Raw genomic sequence first — 18,753 nt, forward strand, 5'->3', positions numbered from 1 at the left:
CCCGCCCGTCCAAAAAGGACGGGCGGGACGCCCATCCCACTTTCAAGAGTGGAAGTTATTTAATTCTCATTCCTTACCAAATAATTTGTAGGGGCAATCCCACGCCCGGTTGCCCCTCGAACCGGACGGGGTAAGCACGGGGGCATTACCCCTACAAACTGTAACAATTACCAGCAAAATCAAGAAATTATCTCTACTTTGCCGCTATCCAAATCGTAGCGGCCCCCAACAACTTTAAGCTTGCCCGCTTTGACTGCTTCCGCTAAAATAGGCGACGAGGATTGTAACTTATTTACATTCATTTTCACGTTAGCTCTGACTGCGTTATCCCAGGCATCGCCTGTTTGACCTTTGGTCGAATCAACTGCAGGTTTAATCGCCGCCACCAAAGTGCTAATGTGACCCGGCACAGCTTTACCATCTAAAGCTGCTTTGACAGCACCGCAGCGTTCGTGACCCAGAATTACTAATAGTGGCACGCCTAATTCTAAGGTGGCATATTCTATATTCCCGAGAACCACATCGTCGAGAAAATTTCCAGCAACTCGAATATCAAATAAGTCGCCTAATCCTTGGTCGAAAATAATTTCGGGAGCAACGCGCGAATCAGAACAAGCCAGGATGGTTGCAAACGGATGTTGACCCTGTGCTACTTCTACAACTCGCGATCGAGCTTGGTCGGGAAATGTCCGTTTTTGCTCAATGTAGCGTTCATTACCCTCCATTAATTTCTTAAGAGCACTGTTAGGAGTAATGTCAGTAGGAGTAAGGTCAGAGATTGCCTCTGCCTTTGCTGCTTCGGCTTGTAAAAACGCAGGTGCCAAGCTGGCCGCCAGCATCCCTGCACCAGCCCTCAGCATTAAATTCCGTCGCGAAATCATGCTTCTACTTTCGCTTTCATTCATTGTTTGTAACTCGGTTCAATTTTTTCTATTTATACCCTAAGATATACCACAAGCTCAGCCAGACTTCTTTGATTTTTCTTTACAAGCTGCTCCGGCACAATATAAACTTCAAAAAAGTAGCCCATTTTTATTTCATTCCTATTTTATTTAGTAAAGTCAACGGCAGTCATCCTTCTGCGGACAGGGATGCTAGAATGTATCTAAAACGACAATTATTTATCAATGGATCGAAATGTCCTACGTCGCCAGCATTCATATCTATCCGGTAAAGTCCCTTGACGGCATAGCAGTCAGTCAAGCAACTATTCTAGCCAGCGGAGCTCTAGAAGGCGATCGCTCTTTTGCAATCTGCGATGCAGCAGGAGAATTGGTTAACACTAAGCACAACAGCGGAGTCCGTTTTCTACGCTTATCTTTTGACCTCAAAAAAAGAATTGCCGGTCTGAAAATTCAAGGCACCGAACAAGAAATATTTTTTCATGTAGATAGAGAACGCTTGGCAATAGAATGTTGGTTGAGCAACTACTTCGGTTTCCCTGTCAAATTAATTGAAAACTTGCTGACAGGTTTTCCAGACAATACCGCTGCACCAGGGCCAAGCATTATCAGTACCGAAACAATTGCCGAAGTTGCATCTTGGTTTCCGAGAGTTTGCGTTAACGAGATGCGCCATCGCTTGCGAGCTAATATTGAAATAGGAGATGTCCCGGCTTTTTGGGAAGACCAACTTTTACCACAAGCCGATGAAATTGTGAGGTTTAAAATAGGGACTGTAATATTTGAAGCTATTAATCCCGGTCATCCCTGTATCCTATCTACGCAAAATTATGCGGCGCAAGCAAGCGATCTAAATTTTAAAAATATACTAACAGCCAAGCAGAAGGAAATTATGCCTGACTTGGTAAAAAAAGGGCATTTAAATCACTTTAGTCGGCTGATAGTTAACACGCGGCTCGCACCTCAACCAGCAGAAAAAATATTACATATAGGAGACGAAGTTCAAATTATCACCGTCAGCAAATCCCTATTTAATACCATTTCTGATTAGTTGTAGGTTATGAGTCCGATCGAGCAGGCGGCAACTCCAAAGTAAGTTGACCTAAAACACCAGTTCTAAAATCGTTTAACATCTGCCGCGCCGTTCGTTCGACATCTCCTTTATACCTGTCTTTTGCTACCTCGTGCAGATAATCTTCACCATTACTAGAGGCTGCATCTAATTTATACCTGGATTTGAAACCAGATAGTGATATCAACGTGTCATCAGTCGCCTCCAGCCCTTGGAGCAAATCTACCATCGCTGCTGCTACTACCTGATTGTCGTAAGCTGCTTCGCCAATATCTTCGCAAATAGCTAATTTTATGGCATTTTCTTGATTGTTAATTCGGGTTGGGATCACTCCGGGGGCGTCTAATAATTCAATTTCGTCAGAAATGCGAATCCATCGCAGCGATTTAGTTACTCCAGCTCTGCGGGCACTGTCCACCACTCTCTTCCCTAACAACCGATTAATTAAAGCCGATTTTCCGACATTGGGAAATCCCATTACCACTGCCCTGACTGGACGGGGCAGCATACCTCGATCGAACCTTCTTTGATTTAGCTGCACCCCAGCATTCTGCACCGCATCCGCCACATCATGTACTCCGTGACCGTGCTCGGCATTAGTAAAATATGCAGTTTCCCCCTGGGACTCAAACCATGTTTCCCACGCCTCGCGCGATCGAGGCGTAATCATATCCATGCGGTTGACGACCAATACTCGCGGCTTGCCGCCCACCCAACTCGGCATTTGGGGGTGATAAGTAGCCAAGGGAATGCGGGCATCTCGGACTTCGAGTACCACATCTACCCGCTTTAGCTGTTCTTTTAATGCCCGTTCAGCTTTCGCAATGTGACCGGGATACCAGTGAATTTTCATTAGTTATTAGTTATTAGTCATTAGTCAGCAGTCATTAGTCAGCAGTCATTAGTCAGCAGTCATTAGCCACCAGTCATTAGTCAGCAGCCATTAGCCACCAGTCATTAGCCATTAGTCGCTGTGTCAGGGCGGGTTTACGCATACCCTGGATTTACATAATAGATACGGGTGAACCCGCCCCTACAGAATCTAGGTTTATTTAGTCGGACACGATATAACACGTGACTAATGACTAATAACTAATGACTAATAACTAATGACTAATAACTAAGGCACAATCAAAACTGCACAAGGAGACAGATTGATCACCCGATTGGTAACGCTGTCAGACGCCCCATCATCGGTTAAACCCATCCCCCGACAGCCCATCACAATCAAATCGGCCCCAATTTCGTCAGCCACATCGCAAATCGTGAAAGCAGGTTTGCCTTCCCGTTCGATGATTTCAGCTTCAATTCCCTGCTGGGAAAACATCGATTGGGCCTCAGAAAGAAGTTTGGCGACTGCTTCGGGGGAAGTCATCACCTCTGACGGTGGGGCGTCGCCCTCCTCGGCGGGGGGTTCGACTACCGACAGAATAACTAAACGAGCACCGTAGGTTTTCACAATATTGACAACCTTTTCGGCAGCTTCGCGGGCTTCTCGGCTTTGATCTACAGGAAATAAGACTGTCTTGAACATACTGCACATCTCCGGGACACGGACTCCGATAAAATGTTTAGGTTAAGCCAATCAGTGCCGTTTGTTCCATCTTCCGTTTTTTGTACGGGCGCGGTTGAATGCGTCCGAGGCCGGGGTGCAAGTTACCAGTGCCGCCATTTCAACGGAATTCGACAAAAACACACATATTAGGAGGTTAATCCTGTGACAAAAAAAACTGTAGCAAATTTATCGGCATCGGACTTATCGGGCAAACGGGTATTGGTGCGGGCGGACTTTAACGTGCCGCTCGACAACGGCAATATCACCGATGATACTCGCATCCGGGCGGCTCTGCCGACAATTCAAGATTTAGCGTCCAAGGGCGCTAAGGTGATTTTGTGCAGCCACTTCGGCCGTCCCAAGGGTGTGACGGAGAAGTTGCGCTTGACGCCGGTTGCTGTGCGCCTGTCGGAATTGTTGGGCAAAGAGGTCAAAAAGACTGACGACTGCATCGGTGATGAAGTCGCTGCTACAGTCGCCGCGATGCAAGATGGCGATGTGCTGTTGCTGGAAAATGTCCGCTTCTACCCAGAGGAGGAGGCAAACGACCCAGAATTTGCTAAGAAGTTAGCTTCTGTGGCCGATTTGTATGTCAATGATGCTTTTGGTACTGCTCACCGGGCTCACGCTTCTACTGAGGGCGTTACTAAGTATCTGAGTCCTTCTGTGGCTGGGTTTTTGATGGAGAAGGAACTGCAATATCTCGGCAGTGCGATCGACAATCCTCAGCGTCCTTTGGCTGCTATAATCGGCGGTTCTAAGGTTTCCAGCAAGATTGGAGTCATTGAAAAACTGCTCGAAAAGTGCGACAAACTGCTGTTGGGCGGTGGCATGGTTTTCACCTTCTACAAAGCTCGCGGCTTGAACGTGGGCAAGTCTTTGGTGGAAGATGACAAGCTTGAACTGGCTAAGTCTTTGGAAGCTAAGGCGAAGGAACGGGGAGTTGCTTTTCTGTTACCTACTGATGTGGTAGTTGCTGACAAGTTTGCTGCTGATGCTAACACTCAAACTGTCCCTGTTGAAAGCATCCCTGACGGTTGGATGGGTTTGGATATCGGCCCGGATTCAGTAAAAACTTTCCAAGATGCTTTGGCCGATTGCAAAACTGTCATCTGGAACGGGCCGATGGGCGTGTTTGAGATGGAGAAGTTTGCTGTGGGAACTGAAGGTATTGCTCATTCTTTGGCTGGACTTACTAAAACTGGTACTACCACAATTATCGGTGGTGGTGACTCGGTGGCGGCTGTGGAACAGTTGAATTTAGGCGAACAAATGAGCCACATTTCTACTGGTGGCGGTGCTAGTTTGGAGCTGCTCGAAGGTAAGGAATTGCCTGGTGTTGCTGCTTTAGATGAAGCTTAATTAAGTTAAGTAGGGCGGGCTTTGCCCGCCTTGCTGGAAGCAGGTCTATATCTTTGGCTGCGAATCATTTTTTTGAATATTTACCGCAGAGGGCGCAGAGAACGCAGAGGAAGAGAAAAGAGAGAAGGATATCGGTTTTAAGTCTATAGTTTGCTAGTATAATTTGTTTGAAGTAGCAGTGAGGTTTGTTTGTGAAACTTAAACTCTTGGCAACTGTAGCGGCAAGTTTAGCTTTGTTTGGGCTGGCAGCTCCCGTTCAAGCTCAAAATCCCGATCATGTTAGGCAATTGCTGGAAACTAAAGAGTGCGAAGGCTGTGACTTGAGAAATGCTGATTTGTTCAAGGCTAGCTTGTACAGAGCTAATTTAAGAGGAGCGGATTTAAGCGGAGCAAATCTCTATGAAGCTAATTTGCTGGAAGCGGATTTAAGTGATGCTAATTTGGCAAATGCTAACTTAGTTAATGCGGAGATGTACGGGGCTGAATTGAATGGTGCTAATCTGCGAAATGCGGATTTGTCTAATGCTTTTTTGGGGCGAGCGAATCTGACGAGTGCGGATTTGCGCGGAGCTAAACTTTTTAATGCGAATCTGGGCGAAGCTTATCTGCTGCAAGCTAATTTGTCTAATGCCGATTTGAGACGTTCGCTGCTGTTTAGAGTTAATTTGAATCGCGCGAATTTAAGCGGGGCGGATATGTCTTTCGCGGATGTGCGGGATACTAATTTGCAGAATGCTATTTTGTCAAATACTAGGCTTCCTGGGGCTCAGTTGGCCGGGACAAATATTGATGCGGCGAATAATGTGCGGCAGGGTGATTTGGAACGGGCAAACTTCCGGGGTACGAATTTGGGACCAGGGGTTTGTGTGATAACTAATTATCCTTATTGTGTTTTGAATGTGGAAGAAAAATTTTAGACTCTAGTTTTAGCTCCCAGATGAATCTGTAGAGTAAATCTAAAATCTAAAATCTAAAATCTAAAATCCCCTGGCTGGCGCACCCTAGGTTGAACTCCGAGCTAAGTTTGAGGTGGTTTGTATCCTCTTTCTAGGGCAAATCTCACAAGCTGAGCACGATTTTCTAACTGTAATTTGCTGAAAATGCTGCCTAAATGAGCTTGCACAGTCCGGGGGCTAATAAACAGCCGATCGCTAATTTGTTTGTTAGTATAACCCTGGATAACCTCCCAAAAAACTCTTTCTTCGGCTGGTGTTAAAGGCAAAGGTGCAGGTGGTGGCAATACTGCCACAAATTGTGGTTCCACCGCCCTACCGCTAGAAGTTTGCAGCAGTCGGACAATTTCGGCGTGAATGCGGTGAGAGCGCTCTAACTGCGCTTTTACCTTGGCTAAGATTTCTTCAGACTGAAAAGGTTTTACCAGATAATCGTCACCGCCGATCGCATGACCTTCAACTTTTGACTCCAACTCGCCTTGACCCGACAAAAATATAAAGGGGACTAATTGTCCCAAACGGGTAGTTCTCAAACGGCGACAAAACTCAAACCCGTCCATTTCCGGCATCATGACATCTGAAATTACCAAATCTGGGGGGGCATTTTCAAAAATCGAGAGCGCCTCCACCCCTGAATTAGCGCATTCCACCCGATATCCTTGACTTTCCAGGTACATTGCTAAGACTGTTTGACAGTCTGCTTCGTCGTCCACCACTAATATTCTTTCCATGACAGGCTTGCACCAATTCCAGTTGGACAGTTTTTGAAACTGCCAGTCCCAAAGTAGGAACTTAATTGAGTTTACCTCCTGCAACTTGATAAAGGCTCGCAATTTCAACACGCCACACTTTCTCAAATCGTCCGATTAGGGGCGCCTAGCGCATAAAAGGGGAAGCAGTAGAGCAATATGGGGAACAATCTCCTTCTTTGACTCGCCTATCATCAAAAGCTACAAATTTTTATGAGGAAGCGTCCACTTTTCTGCAGAAAATAGAAGGTAAAAGAAATAATTTTACCCTATTAAACAGAAATCTTAGTGACACTTATACTATCCCTAGACGCGACATTGAAAGGTTTTTAGATTTTTCTGGTTCGGACACAGGTACAAAAGGGACAACGCGACCAGGTGCTGCTGAGGGCGGCCCGAACAAACTCGGGGCGGCAACCAACATACTTTCAATTATCGCTGCTGGTTCGGGGCGACTGAACAGATACCCCTGCATGATATCGCACTGATGTTGTTTCAAAAAATCTAGTTCTGCTTCTGTTTCCACTCCCTCAGCAATTACGGTCATATTCAAACTGTGACCCAGTAAAATTACTGCTGTAGTAATAGCAGCATTTTGAGGATCTTCGTTGGCATTACGGACGAAAATTCGATCGATCTTTAAACTGTCAAAAGCAAATTGCTTAAGATATCCTAAAGTAGCGTAACCGGTGCCGAAGTCGTCAATAGCAATCCGAATTCCTAGAGCTTTTAGTTGGTTTAAAGTAGCGCCTGCTACTGTCGCATTTTCCACCAAAGCGCTTTCGGTCATTTCTAATTCTAAATTAGCAGGCTCTAAACCTGTAGTTTCCAATATTTGGACGATTCGCGCCTTGAGTTCCGGGTCGGACAACTGCCGGGCCGACAAGTTTACTGATATTGTAAAGGGCGAAAACCCCGCCGCCAGCCAACTAGCGGCTTGAGCGCAAGCTGAAAGCAGTACCCACTCGCCAATCTGAATAATTAAACCTGTTTCTTCTGCTAAGGGAATAAATTCGCAGGGAGAAATTATACCTCGATCGGGATTTTGCCAGCGCACTAAAGCTTCGGCACCGATAACTTGGCCTGTCGCAATATTCACCTGCGGCTGATAATATACCTGAAACTCACCTTGTGCCAAAGCGTGGCGCAGCAAAGCTTCGAGAGCAAACTTTTCAGGAGAGAGAGTCGTAACCTTGGTGGAGTCGTTAACTAAATCTTTGAGTCTGGCTTCTGCTTGGTGAAGCGCGACTGTCAGCGGTTGAGTAATAGTTTGCCGTTTCAAGACGCGAGAAGCAATGGCCCCCAGCAATTCAGCCTTGGTAAACGGCTTTGTCAGGTAATCGTCGGCTCCCAATTCCATCCCGCGACGAAAATCGGTTTTGTCACTTTGAGCCGTGAGGAAAATAAATGGAATTGTTGCAGCTAGCGAGTTTTGCCGCAGAGTCCGCAACACGTCATAACCGTCGAGTTCCGGCATCTGCACATCGCACAAAATTAAATCCGGTATCTCCGAAAGTGCCATCTGCACTCCAACTCGACCGTTCTCGGCCGCAATGACCCGGTAGCTGTGAGATTCCAGGAGTTGCAGAAGAGTTTCCCGGATTAATTCGTCGTCTTCAATCACCAAAATTTTGAGCATGATACTTAGATAACAGATGGCACTATATATCTGAACCTGACTAACTCTAGCATACTCAAACTAGGGAATTAGTAATTGGGCCAATTAGCCAATAAATGATTAGCCAAATGGCTGAATATTTTCCCTCGGTTCTTAAGTCACAATCAAAGAACTGCCGAAATTGGGAATATCTCGCTCTCTTTCAACAGCAGAAAAGGGCTGCACCCGACTCCTTTGATAAACTTTTATGACAAAATTAGCAATATTTCTCATAAAAAAAATTAGCGAACAGTTTCAGTGCGCCGATGGCGGAAATTACTCAGGCTATCACTTATATGATGTCCGGTTAATTGTTGATAATTAGCCCGTGTTTTTACTGAAAAACTAGAGTTTTCTCTCAATGGATGAATCAGGATGCTGCATCCTGATTCATCCAAACAAAGATACTTGCTTTCAGACAACAGTCGTGGAGAGATCAAAATTTTAGATTAAGGTTCAATCTCCCAGATTCATCTGTGAAGTAAATCTAAAATCTAAAATCTAAAATCGACTAAGGGATAACTTAACTATGGATCGCGAATTAAATAACTTACAATTTTAATTGTTATTGTGGGATGGGCGTCCCGCCCGTCTTTTTTGGACGGGCGGGACGCCCATCCCACTTTCAAGAGTGGAAGTTATTTAATTCTCATTCCTATGGTTCTCTAACCGGAAATCCTATTATCCACGGCCTTAATTCACAGGCTTAGTGGAATTGGCGCAAAATTTTTCATCTACAATTGCAGAAGTGATACTGACAGCGTGCATGGATGATGACGGAATTATCAGGTCTCGCGGAACTACCCTGGTCTTTTTACAAACCAGCTCGCTACTGCCTACAGAGGCAAAGTTCCAAGCATAAAATTCGGGAGTGCTGACTGTCGCATTGGCCGGATGTAAACCTAGTGCAGTCACCAATACTAATCCCAAAGTCACTAAAGCTACGATCGCGAATCTCAGCATATTCTTTGTTTGAACCCGACAACTTATCTGATTGGTATTACCTTATTATTGCCTGGGTGGATAGAGAGCGTCAATCGATTTTAGATTTTAGATTTTAGATTTTAGATTTTAGAGGCGACCCCACGGATCAATTCGGGGGCTCCTTTATCGGATACAGGTGTTTTATTTCTGGACGGATGAATCCGGGAGCTTGTATCCTGGATGCTTGATTGTCAATAGCAGTTATTCTGCCGTCAGATTCAACTCGTAAGCGATCGGCTCAGATGCTTGAGAAACTACCACAAATTCATAAAAACCAGTATCATCCAGCAATCCCGACCAACTCAGCCCTTCTGCATCTTCCAGCAAAGCTCGCGCGCCCTTTGTCCGCCCTGGAGTATAAATTGACAGTAGCGTAGATTTGCGCGGTGCTTGCAAATTCACGCGCAAAGTTTGATTTTGAGCCAACCTGGCAATGTAAGCTTTCCCTTCTCCGGGTTTGAGATTGCCTGTGAGGCTTTTGCTCTTCGATAGGCGGTCAAATTCGACGCTTTCGACAGTTGCTCCAGCTTGTAAGGCTTCGAGTTCGTCGGCGGTAATTGCTTGCCAAATTTGTCCGATCGGCAAACCAATGAGATTGCGATCGCGCGGCTGTTGTGGAAACCAATAAAAGAACCTCGCATCAGCCAAATCGTACAAAGCCCGACTGCTCAAATTCAGCTTGTTAACCTCTGTTTTCCAGCGATCGATATCAGTGGTGTCGTAAGTGCCCAACCGTGCTCTAGCGTCGCTGCTGAGATTTTCCAGCTTGTCGAGCAACTCGTCGCCGATTTTCTGCCACCTTTCGCGCCATTGGCGATCGTCATCGCCTTCTTTTAACAATCGTCCCCCCAATTCCGGGTATTTGGCATAGAAAGTCTCGTCCACAAGGTTGACGTAACCGCTATAGAATCGATCGTCAATTTTGAGCTTGACAAACCGATCTTGCAAAGCATCTTCTTGCTGCTGCTTCGGGTTTGGAGGCTGGGGAACTTTCTGCACTTTTGATTGCAGATTTAACAAAGAATTGCCCGCAAACCAGCCAACTCCCCCCATGCTTAAGAGCACCGCCACCACGAACAAAACCATTTTCCAAGCAGGCATCTTTTGCTGATTGCCAATAGCAGCAATTCGCACCGGAGTTCCCGGCAGTTTTGGCGCGGGGGCGGGCACGGGTATCGGCGAGAAATCCGGCGGCTGCGTCATCCCAAAATCCGGGGCTGCTGGCAAAGGTGGCTGTAAAGGCGGATTGCCGGAGAGAGCGAGCATTACCTCGCGAGCCGAGGAGTAACGCTGGCTCGGCTGCTGAGCAAGCATTTTATCCAGCACCAGGGACAAATTCGGAGACAGAGAACATTCCGATCGCCAGTTCCAATTCAGGGTATGGCTGTCGAGCAATTGATGCGGTTCCTTCCCCGTCAGCAACACCAAAACCGTGGCCGCCAGAGCGTACAAATCGCTGTGGGGAGAGACGATGCCCATCTGCATCTGTTCGACGGGAGCATAGCCGAGCTTGCCGATGCGAGTCGCGGGGGCGAGAGTGCCGTTAGCCTCAGCGAAAAGAGACTCTACGGTGGCGGCGACTTGTTTTACTCCGCCAAAGTCGATCAGCACGGGCATCCCGTCAGAACTCCGCAGAATCAGGTTGTCCGGGGAGATGTCGCGGTGAATCACTCCTAGAGAGTGAATGTATTCGAGCAGGGGCAAAATCTGCAGCAGCAATTGATTGATTTCTGCTTCTATAAACCGCAAACCCTGACGCTTGCGGGCGTCGAGCAGAAAGCGGTAGGTTTGGCCGGGTACGTAGTCTTGGACGAGAAATAGGTAGCCTCGATCGCTGATACTGACGCGGAAAAGTTCGCGGAAGCGCGGGATTTGATTGTGTTGCAGCTTGTAGAGCACTCCCGCTTCCCGCTCGAACAGTTCCTCGGATTTTTGTAAAGCGTAACTTCCATGTACTTGGGGCGCAAATTCTTTTAAAACGCAGGGTTCGTTAAATCGGTGGGCATCTTCAGCGAGGTAGGTGCGCCCGAAGCCTCCGTGTCCCAATTCGCGGACGATGCGGTAATGGTTGTTGAGAGTTATGCCAGGGTAGATGGGATTGTTCATGGGAACTTGCTGCGTCGGATTTTCACGCTTGACTGAGACTGGGAGTTTTGGGCGATCGCTGAATTAATCTTGCCATAGTGTGTCAGTGTTTATTAGTCGATCGGCAGCTTGGCTATCCCCTGTGGTTATTGTGAAAAGAGCGGTTTCGTGGTATGGAAGTTTATTTACTGCGCCATATTTTCGATCGACCTCAAAATGTGTTCAAATTTTTAGTGTCCAGCCCAATGTGCGATCGGGTGTTAGCGCTACTAATTGAATTTTGAGCGATCGAGGTGCAAAATACCCATTTTAAGGAGCCAATCATGCAGCCAGAACAGCGTCAGCGAGCAATTGGGGCGTTTGAAGAGTTTTTGAGAGCGCCACTTGAGGAACGATTGAAACACCAGCAGAATCGAGTTGCCGAATCCGGGGCGATGGCGCTTTTTCAAAAAGTCGCGGCCACAGTACCAGCTTACCAGACTTTCCTAGCTGAACATAACATCAATCCCACCTCAATTCAAACCTTTGAAGACTTCCAAAAATTGCCGCTAATTACCAAAGAGAATTATTTACGCTGTCACCCGCTACCTCAGTTGTGTCACCAGGGCAAATTAGAAACTTGCGATTTCATTGCTGTTTCATCTGGTTCCACAGGAAACCCGACATTTTGGCCACGTTTTATCAGCGATGAGTTGCAAATTGCCGCTCGTTTTGAACAAATATTTCACGACAGTTTTTACGCCGACAATCGCTCAACTTTAGCTGTGATTTGCTTTCCGTTGGGAACTTGGGTAGGCGGAATGTACACGGCAAATTGCTGCCGCTATCTAGCGAGTAAGGGCTATCCAGTTACAGTTGTGACACCTGGGAATAATAAGACTGAAATATTCCGAGTTGTGCAGGAACTTGGGGAGCATTTTGAGCAAGTAGTTTTGTTGGGATATCCGCCGTTTATCAAAGATGTGATTGATAGCGGAATTGCTGGGGGTGTGGAGTGGCAAAAATATCGAATTAAGATGGTGTTTGCGGGGGAAGTGTTTAGCGAAGAATGGCGGAGTTTGGTGAGCGATCGCACTAATTCTGACAATCTATATTACAACTCTGCGAGCCTTTACGGTACTGCCGATGCGGGCGTTTTGGGCAACGAGACACCGCTGAGCATTTGCATCCGTCGCTTTTTAGCAAAAAATCCCGAAGCAGCACGCAATTTATTCGGGGAATCGCGGTTGCCAACGCTGGTACAGTACGATCCGAAAAGCCGCTTTTTTGAAGTGAATGATGACGGCACGTTGTTATTTTCGGGCGACAACGGCATCCCGCTAATACGCTATCACATCTCGGATAATGGCGGTTTAATTTCTTACGAAGCAATGCTCAATTTTTTGGCGGAATGGGGATTTAACCCTGTGGCAAGTTTGCAGCAAGCAGCAGCTATGAAAGTTTCTGATTTCCCCAGAGGAATTCGCTGCTTGCCATTTGTCTATGTATTTGGGCGATCGCACTTTACCGTTTCCTACTTCGGTGCTAAGATTTACCCGGAAAATGTCACCGTAGGTTTAGAAGTTCCCAAGATTCGGGAATGGGTGACGGGAAAATTTGTACTGCAAGTCAAGGAGGATTCGGATCAAAATCGGTTTTTATCGGTGGTTGTGGAATTAGCAGCGGGGGTGGAGGGCGATGAGGAGATGCAGCAGGCGATCGCATCTTCAATTCTCGCGCAATTGCGGCGGCTAAACAGCGAATTTGCTAATTATGTGCCGCCAGAATATCAGTTACCTGTGGTGACATTAACGGAGACGGGCGATGCGGAGTATTTTCCGATTGGGGTGAAGCACCGATACACGCGGCAATAAGTAGTTTGAATTGATGAGTTATCCGTTTTCAAAAGTCTTGTGTTATTCTATAATTAGGCTGACATTTGATGGTTCATCTTAGAATATGCCAGCAAAAGACATCTACCACAATACTGTCAGAACAGCTCTAGAAAAAGACGGCTGGACGATAACAAACGATCGGTTAACCTTAGAAATTGGCGATCGTTCACTCTTCATCGATTTGGGTGCAGAAAAAATACTGGCTGCCGAAAAGCAAGGTCGCAAAATTGCTGTAGAAGTAAAAAGTTTTTTGAGTGCTTCACCCGTTAAGGACTTAGAAGAAGCTCTGGGACAGTATATTGTCTACGAAGATATCCTAGAGCTTTCGGAACCAGAACGTAATATATATCTGGCTGTTCGGGAAGAAGTTTATCTAGATATTTTCTCTGAGCCACTGGGGCAACTTTTGTTGCAAAAAAAAAGACTAAAATTAATTGTTTTTGATTCATCAAAGGAGATAATTGTCAGATGGATAGACTAGATGAATATCGCCTATTTATTCAGAAAATCTTAGAGAGTTATGCCCAGATTTCTTACGGACACGGAGAAATTAAAAGCAGCGTTATTGTTGACGGCGAACAAAACAATTTTTTACTAATGCACGATGGCTGGCAAGGGCCTAAAAGAATTCACGATTGTATCGTTCATGTGGAAATTATCGACGGCAAAATCTGGATTCAACAAGATGGTATAGAAACGGGAATTACCGCAGAACTTGTAGAATTAGGAGTGCCTAAAGACCAGATAGTTTTAGGGTTTCATCCGTATCACGTTCGGCAGCATACGGGATATGCGATCGCCTAAACCAGCTTACAATACAGGAAAATTGAATCAAAGGGCGATCGCTAAATGGTATCGGGGTCAATATTTAATTCTCGCAGTTTCGCGGCCAGGCGATCGGCTCGTTGAGCCTCTTGCTCTGCCCGTTGAGTCTCGCATTCTGCAACCTCTTCAGGAGTAGGGACAAGCTCTCCTTCTGCTGTAAAGAAACGCAATTTTCCCCCACAAATTCCCAAACTCAAATCGAGTTGTTGACTCCGCAGATGCCCGGATTCGTTCGGTGCGATCGGTTGATATTCCCCGTCAAGTAAATGAAACCCAGCTAATTCTAAAGTTTCTGGGTCAAACCAAAAGTAGTCGTGAGTGCGAAAAGTATCTTGATAGAGTTGTTTTTTAAAGTTTTTGTCTGTATCCGCTGTTTTGGGAGACAGGATTTCAATGATAATATTTGGGTACTTTCCCTCTTCATCCCAAACTACCCAGCTTTTCCGAGTTTTGCGTTCAGTTCCGAGTACCACAAAAAAGTCTGATCCTCGGAAGTCTTTCGATTTAAGTTGATTGGAACAGTAATAAATGGTGAGATTTCCAGCAGCATAGAAATTGTTTCTATCTCGCCACAGCCATTCTAGGCATTGGAGGAGTAGGATTATTTGTCGCAGGTGCAGTTCTGTTTCTACGGAATGTTCATCACTATCTAAATCGCCGGGAGGAAAGATAAAGTTTTCCGGTATCTCTTGTTCTACTATCTCTTGTTCCGGTATCTCTTGGGTAGTAGCTAATTCTGCGGTTGCGGACATGGCTGCTGGGTGAGGAGTAAGAGGTTGTGTGTCTATTTTAGCAAGCTTTTCATATCTCGGCCGAGGACTATTCTGAAAGCCCGATCGCGCTTTTTGCCGAAACACGCGATCGAACACCGAACAATTCGTCTTTAACTATTAGCAATTATCGTTTTATTGACCGTCAGTTTGTCTGAGAGCTGCCAGAATTTCCGGTCGTTTCATGCGCGCGTAGCCCCGCACTTTCCGGTCTTTGCCGATCGCCTTCAACCGTCTCAGCGAAAGACTTTCGTAGTCATCCTCTGGGGACGGGGACGGAAACGGCAACTCCAACTGCAACTGCGGTAACTGAGGTTTTTGCTGTGCTTTCGACTGCTTCTTTGGCTGCGTTTTTGACTGCTTCTTCGGCGGTGCATCGGGCTGTATTTCTGAGTGAGTCGCTGCGGCTCCCAGTTGGCGGCGGAGCGTTTCAATTTGATTTTTCAGGTCATTTTCTACGTTTTCAATGGCGTCGGAAACAAACTGATTAATTGTTTGGACTGTGCGTTCTAATTGTGTTGACAGCAGTTTTTCCAGTTCATCCAACTGTCTCAAAGCACCTTCAAGATTTACCTCAGAAATAACAGCCGATGTTTGCGGACGGTTGCTGCTCGATTGTTCAATTTTTTTAGCCATTTTATCTACCTTTTCATGAAATGCTTTTTCCACTTGTTCGAGCAAATGCTTAATCTGTTCTATTTGGTTACGCTCAAAGTTCTGCTCAGTTAGAGCATTTACGTGCTTTTTTAGCAGGTCTTCATTTTTTTTAACAGATTGTTCTATTTGTTTTGTTAGACTGTCTACCTTTTTTTGAAATGATAGCTCAAATTGTTGCAGTAGAGTCTCAATTTGTGCAGTTTTCTGAGTCGGTTGCGGAGCTAAATGTTCCATTTCGGCTTGAGCAACAGCTACCTCCTCGTCGGTCATTTCAAATACCCACGCCCACATTTGCTCGATGCCGAGTTCTTTAGCCACAATACACCAATCTGAGCCGCAGACTACTTCATATTCTTCTTCGTTGCTGTAAGCTTCAGTGGGGCGTACAATTAAAGGAATCAAGTTGCTGCCTTGCTCGATCAAACTTCTCCTGAGAGCTTCGCGGCGTTCGCGAGGAATTTCGCCCCGATGAAACTCTGGTACTGCAATTTGGGAAGTGTAAATCTGACTGTGACTAATTGGCTTTATCCGCAAATATTCAACTATTCGGTTTTGATCGGACGATCGATCCATCTTGTTACAAGTCCCCTTTTGTCATTAAAATCTGGTGTGTAGGTATTTCTGTATATCTACGCGGCTTCCCGTGGGGTGACATCCCTCGCGATGGCGTCCCGCCCTCGCCCGTGCTACGGCAAAAGTTACTGCAATTCCTAAAAAAAGCGACTGTGATGAGTTTAACTGCCTGCGGGACACCCATGATACACTGCTTTACTCATCTTTACTTTTTTTGGAGTAGAGACTCACTGAGTCAAAGTTGCCAGTTGCTGCAGGAGTTGCGAGTTATGAGTATTTTTGCCACTTGTCAATTATTTTAATCATTGTTTTGTCGGTTAACCCTTTAACACGTTCCACCACATTTGCAAATGAGACAAACGGCCGCACATCTCGCTCTTTGAGTATTATTTGGATTACTGGAAGCTTCAAGCCAGCATCTTTCAAATTAGCCGACAGTTGATTTTTATCTAAAGTATTGAGTGCTTCCAACGCCGACATTGATTCGGAAGCTACGTTTTCAAATTCTGGTATTCTCTCTACCACCACTTGTTTTTCGGGTGGCGACTCGGATTTCAACTCATTAATTCTGTTTTCTAACCCAGCTTCAACTAACAGAGGTACTTGTTGTAAGATTCGGTTTTCAAGTTCTTGTATACTCTGGGCTAAAACTTTTTGTTCACGGGCGTACTCGGCTTTTAATTCATTGATTTGACTTGCAAACAAGGCTTGAATATTTGTTAGTCGCTGTTCTAAACTAGATGAATCTTCGGGAGTTTCATTTTCACCTAAATTAGGGACTTCGACCAAAGAAACCGCGTTAGTTATTGAATCTGCGGGCTGCGACGAAGTATTTTCGTACAAAAACCCGGTTTCTGGGTTCTCAACTAAATTCTCATTTTTGGCTGATTTCCTCAGCGATTGAACTTGCTCTAAAAGCAGTCCTTCATTTTCTGGTTCAAGAATAAATGCTCCGATTGTCTCGCCTTTTTGAGGGTGAATTTCCCTGGCTTTCGCAGCAGCGTAGTATTCAAAGTCTCCGTCTACTATCTCGTAGGCATCCATACCGTTGCGGCGGAGAATTATGGGGTTGATCAATCCTCCTAATTCTAAAATCAGTTGCGCCAGTTTCTCCAAATCCGGCTCTGCAAAATTGGAACGGGGAACTGCGGATGTAATTTTTTTAACTGCAACCAGTGACGGAGATAATTTTTTCATTAGTTTTTACCTATTTTTTCCAAAACTTCGAGTGCTAGCATTTCAAATTCTTGGGAGGCGATGGAATCTGGCTTAAAGTCTAGCACTGAAATGGGATCGGCGATTTCCATATTTCCCACGATTTGAAATTGTTCTGCACACTTTGCCAAATCATCTCTCTCGTAAATTACGCTGTCCATGATTTCAAAGCCGTAGCGTTTGGGAATTGCCTCCCTCCGCTTGGGCAAACTGTACTGTACAAATTTAGAATTAGTGGAAATTTTGCAAGAGAGTACGCCTAAAACTTCTAGTGGTTTCTTGCCAATTTGTTTTTTGAATCCATTAACTTTTTTAATAAAATCCTTGACATTAATCAGTCCTTGATTGGCAAAAGGTTTTAAGTCAGAAGGAATAATTAAATAATCCGCCGCAATTAGGGCAACTCTAGCATAAAAATTCAAAGATGGCGGCGTATCGATCAGTACAATATCATATTTATCCTGTACTTCTGCTAGTTTCTGAATTAAAATCATGCGGCTGTAATCTAGTTGATTGAGTTCCGTTTCATATTGCATTAAATCAATGTGGGAAGGAATCACATCTATTTCGGGATGGCAAAAATTAGACTTGCGAGCTACTTCTGCGATCGAAAAAAATTCTTCTGATTGCAAAACTTGAAGAATATTACTATCTTTCAAATCATCTTGTTCTTCATCCTCGAATTTTACTAAACCTGTCGCAAATGTTGTATTCGCTTGACTATCTAAGTCTATTACCAGGACTCTTTTACCTTGCTTGCTCAGCGCCGCAGCTAAATTGACTACAGTTGTAGTTTTGCCAACGCCGCCTTTGTTATGGTAAACTGCAATGATTTTCATCGTATTTTGAGTTTTTTGGGGAACTGTTACATCGGATTTAACTTGAGGCTTAACGGGATTATTTTCAGGTATTTGTTCCGGTTCAGAGATTTGACTGGGCTCAGGTTCTGCGGTGGCGGGATTGTTGGGCTGTACAGGGACTTCGCTAACTAACTCAGGACTAACCCAACTAATTTTACTATCTTCCAGTTTGAGATTATCGGGATTTTTTATAAAATTTAAACTATCTCTGCCAATTAAAGCGATAATTTCATCAATTCTATTTTCAAGGTCTTGTCCAGCACACTTAAAGACTAGCTGAATATCATCGGCGACTCTTTCGTAAATTCTAATTTCTTTACCGTTAGTTATGAGTCCGTAGCGGATGCTCAAACTTGTTAAATAGCGAGTGAGTTTTCGCAGGTGGCGGTCTAAATTTTCCTTCGGATGTTTAGCCTCCATAACTACACTCATCGGCGAGTCTGCATCGACAACTATGGGGATAACTTGGGTGGCAAATGAGAGGAAGTCTAGACGAATATTCCCAAATGCTATTTCTTGGTGCCAAGTGTCGGGGGTATAGCCTAACTTTGGTAGCAGATAGCTGACAATGAGTTTGCTTTCTACTTCGCTTTCGTTGCGACAGTTATTGGGATTGAAAGTCATTCGATTTTAGATTTTAGATTTTAGATTTTAGATTGG

General features: G+C 45.2%; 17 protein-coding genes. 6 read left to right on the plus strand and 11 right to left on the minus strand.

The window, feature by feature from the left end; genetic code table 11:
* Positions 1–179: 179 nt before the first annotated feature.
* Positions 180–905, minus strand: coding sequence for a carbonic anhydrase (locus tag QUB20_RS15855; RefSeq protein WP_333212395.1), 726 nt, complete (start codon positions 903–905; stop codon positions 180–182).
* Between the two features lie 232 nt (positions 906–1,137).
* On the opposite strand from QUB20_RS15855, the gene QUB20_RS15860 reads away from it, so the two are divergent.
* Positions 1,138–1,953, plus strand: a complete 816-nt coding sequence (locus QUB20_RS15860) for an MOSC N-terminal beta barrel domain-containing protein (RefSeq protein ID WP_333241280.1) — start codon at positions 1,138–1,140, stop codon at positions 1,951–1,953.
* A 7-nt stretch (positions 1,954–1,960) separates the two neighbouring features.
* Here the strand turns inward: QUB20_RS15860 and ylqF are convergent, their stop codons facing one another.
* Positions 1,961–2,827, minus strand: a complete 867-nt coding sequence (gene ylqF, locus QUB20_RS15865) for a ribosome biogenesis GTPase YlqF (protein ID WP_333247694.1) — start codon at positions 2,825–2,827, stop codon at positions 1,961–1,963.
* Between the two features lie 267 nt (positions 2,828–3,094).
* Positions 3,095–3,508, minus strand: a complete 414-nt coding sequence (locus QUB20_RS15870) for a universal stress protein (protein ID WP_333052813.1) — start codon at positions 3,506–3,508, stop codon at positions 3,095–3,097.
* Between the two features lie 183 nt (positions 3,509–3,691).
* On the opposite strand from QUB20_RS15870, the gene QUB20_RS15875 reads away from it, so the two are divergent.
* Entirely contained in the window at positions 3,692–4,891 is a 1,200-nt protein-coding gene (locus QUB20_RS15875; protein WP_333052811.1) for a phosphoglycerate kinase, read from the plus strand.
* Between the two features lie 191 nt (positions 4,892–5,082).
* Positions 5,083–5,808 carry a pentapeptide repeat-containing protein gene (locus QUB20_RS15880; protein ID WP_333247692.1) on the plus strand — a complete coding sequence of 242 codons (726 nt, stop codon included), beginning with the start codon at positions 5,083–5,085 and terminating at the stop codon, positions 5,806–5,808.
* A 101-nt stretch (positions 5,809–5,909) separates the two neighbouring features.
* Here QUB20_RS15880 and QUB20_RS15885 read toward each other — a convergent pair whose 3' ends face one another.
* The 4 genes from QUB20_RS15885 to QUB20_RS15900 form a co-directional block, all read right to left on the minus strand.
* Positions 5,910–6,686 carry a response regulator gene (locus QUB20_RS15885; protein ID WP_445243023.1) on the minus strand — a complete coding sequence of 259 codons (777 nt, stop codon included), beginning with the start codon at positions 6,684–6,686 and terminating at the stop codon, positions 5,910–5,912.
* A gap of 202 nt (positions 6,687–6,888) precedes the next feature.
* Entirely contained in the window at positions 6,889–8,232 is a 1,344-nt protein-coding gene (locus tag QUB20_RS15890; RefSeq protein ID WP_333052809.1) for an EAL domain-containing response regulator, read from the minus strand.
* A 711-nt stretch (positions 8,233–8,943) separates the two neighbouring features.
* Positions 8,944–9,213, minus strand: coding sequence for a hypothetical protein (locus QUB20_RS15895; protein WP_333052807.1), 270 nt, complete (start codon positions 9,211–9,213; stop codon positions 8,944–8,946).
* A gap of 222 nt (positions 9,214–9,435) precedes the next feature.
* Complete coding sequence (locus tag QUB20_RS15900; protein WP_333247971.1) at positions 9,436–11,340, minus strand: serine/threonine-protein kinase; 1,905 nt, start codon at positions 11,338–11,340, stop codon at positions 9,436–9,438.
* A gap of 302 nt (positions 11,341–11,642) precedes the next feature.
* On the opposite strand from QUB20_RS15900, the gene QUB20_RS15905 reads away from it, so the two are divergent.
* From QUB20_RS15905 to QUB20_RS15915, 3 genes are all read left to right on the plus strand, one after another.
* The gene (locus QUB20_RS15905; protein ID WP_333247973.1) at positions 11,643–13,172 is read left to right on the plus strand and encodes a phenylacetate--CoA ligase family protein; all 1,530 of its coding nucleotides are present in this window, start codon (positions 11,643–11,645) and stop codon (positions 13,170–13,172) included.
* An 85-nt stretch (positions 13,173–13,257) separates the two neighbouring features.
* The gene (locus tag QUB20_RS15910; RefSeq protein WP_333247974.1) at positions 13,258–13,674 is read left to right on the plus strand and encodes a XisH family protein; all 417 of its coding nucleotides are present in this window, start codon (positions 13,258–13,260) and stop codon (positions 13,672–13,674) included.
* Positions 13,662–13,997 (plus strand): XisI protein, encoded by a 336-nt coding sequence (locus tag QUB20_RS15915; RefSeq protein ID WP_333247976.1) that lies wholly within the window; start codon positions 13,662–13,664, stop codon positions 13,995–13,997. The genes QUB20_RS15910 and QUB20_RS15915 overlap by 13 nt, the downstream gene beginning before the upstream one ends.
* 41 nt (positions 13,998–14,038) lie before the next feature.
* On the opposite strand, the gene QUB20_RS15920 is transcribed toward QUB20_RS15915, so the two are convergent.
* The 4 genes from QUB20_RS15920 to QUB20_RS15935 form a co-directional block, all read right to left on the minus strand.
* A complete protein-coding gene (locus QUB20_RS15920) occupies positions 14,039–14,770 on the minus strand; it encodes a Uma2 family endonuclease (protein ID WP_333247978.1) in 732 nt (243 codons plus the stop codon).
* Positions 14,771–14,923: 153 nt separating this feature from the next.
* Complete coding sequence (locus tag QUB20_RS15925) at positions 14,924–16,018, minus strand: Rho termination factor (modular protein) (RefSeq protein WP_333247980.1); 1,095 nt, start codon at positions 16,016–16,018, stop codon at positions 14,924–14,926.
* A 267-nt stretch (positions 16,019–16,285) separates the two neighbouring features.
* Positions 16,286–17,215: a ParB N-terminal domain-containing protein gene (locus QUB20_RS15930; RefSeq protein WP_333247982.1), complete on the minus strand. Its 930-nt coding sequence runs from the start codon at positions 17,213–17,215 to the stop codon at positions 16,286–16,288.
* Positions 17,215–18,717: an AAA family ATPase gene (locus QUB20_RS15935; protein ID WP_333247984.1), complete on the minus strand. Its 1,503-nt coding sequence runs from the start codon at positions 18,715–18,717 to the stop codon at positions 17,215–17,217. The genes QUB20_RS15930 and QUB20_RS15935 overlap by 1 nt, the downstream gene beginning before the upstream one ends.
* Positions 18,718–18,753: the final 36 nt, after the last annotated feature.

Source organism: Microcoleus sp. B4-C2 (assembly GCF_036705265.1).
In the GTDB taxonomy this organism is placed as follows: domain Bacteria; phylum Cyanobacteriota; class Cyanobacteriia; order Cyanobacteriales; family Microcoleaceae; genus Microcoleus.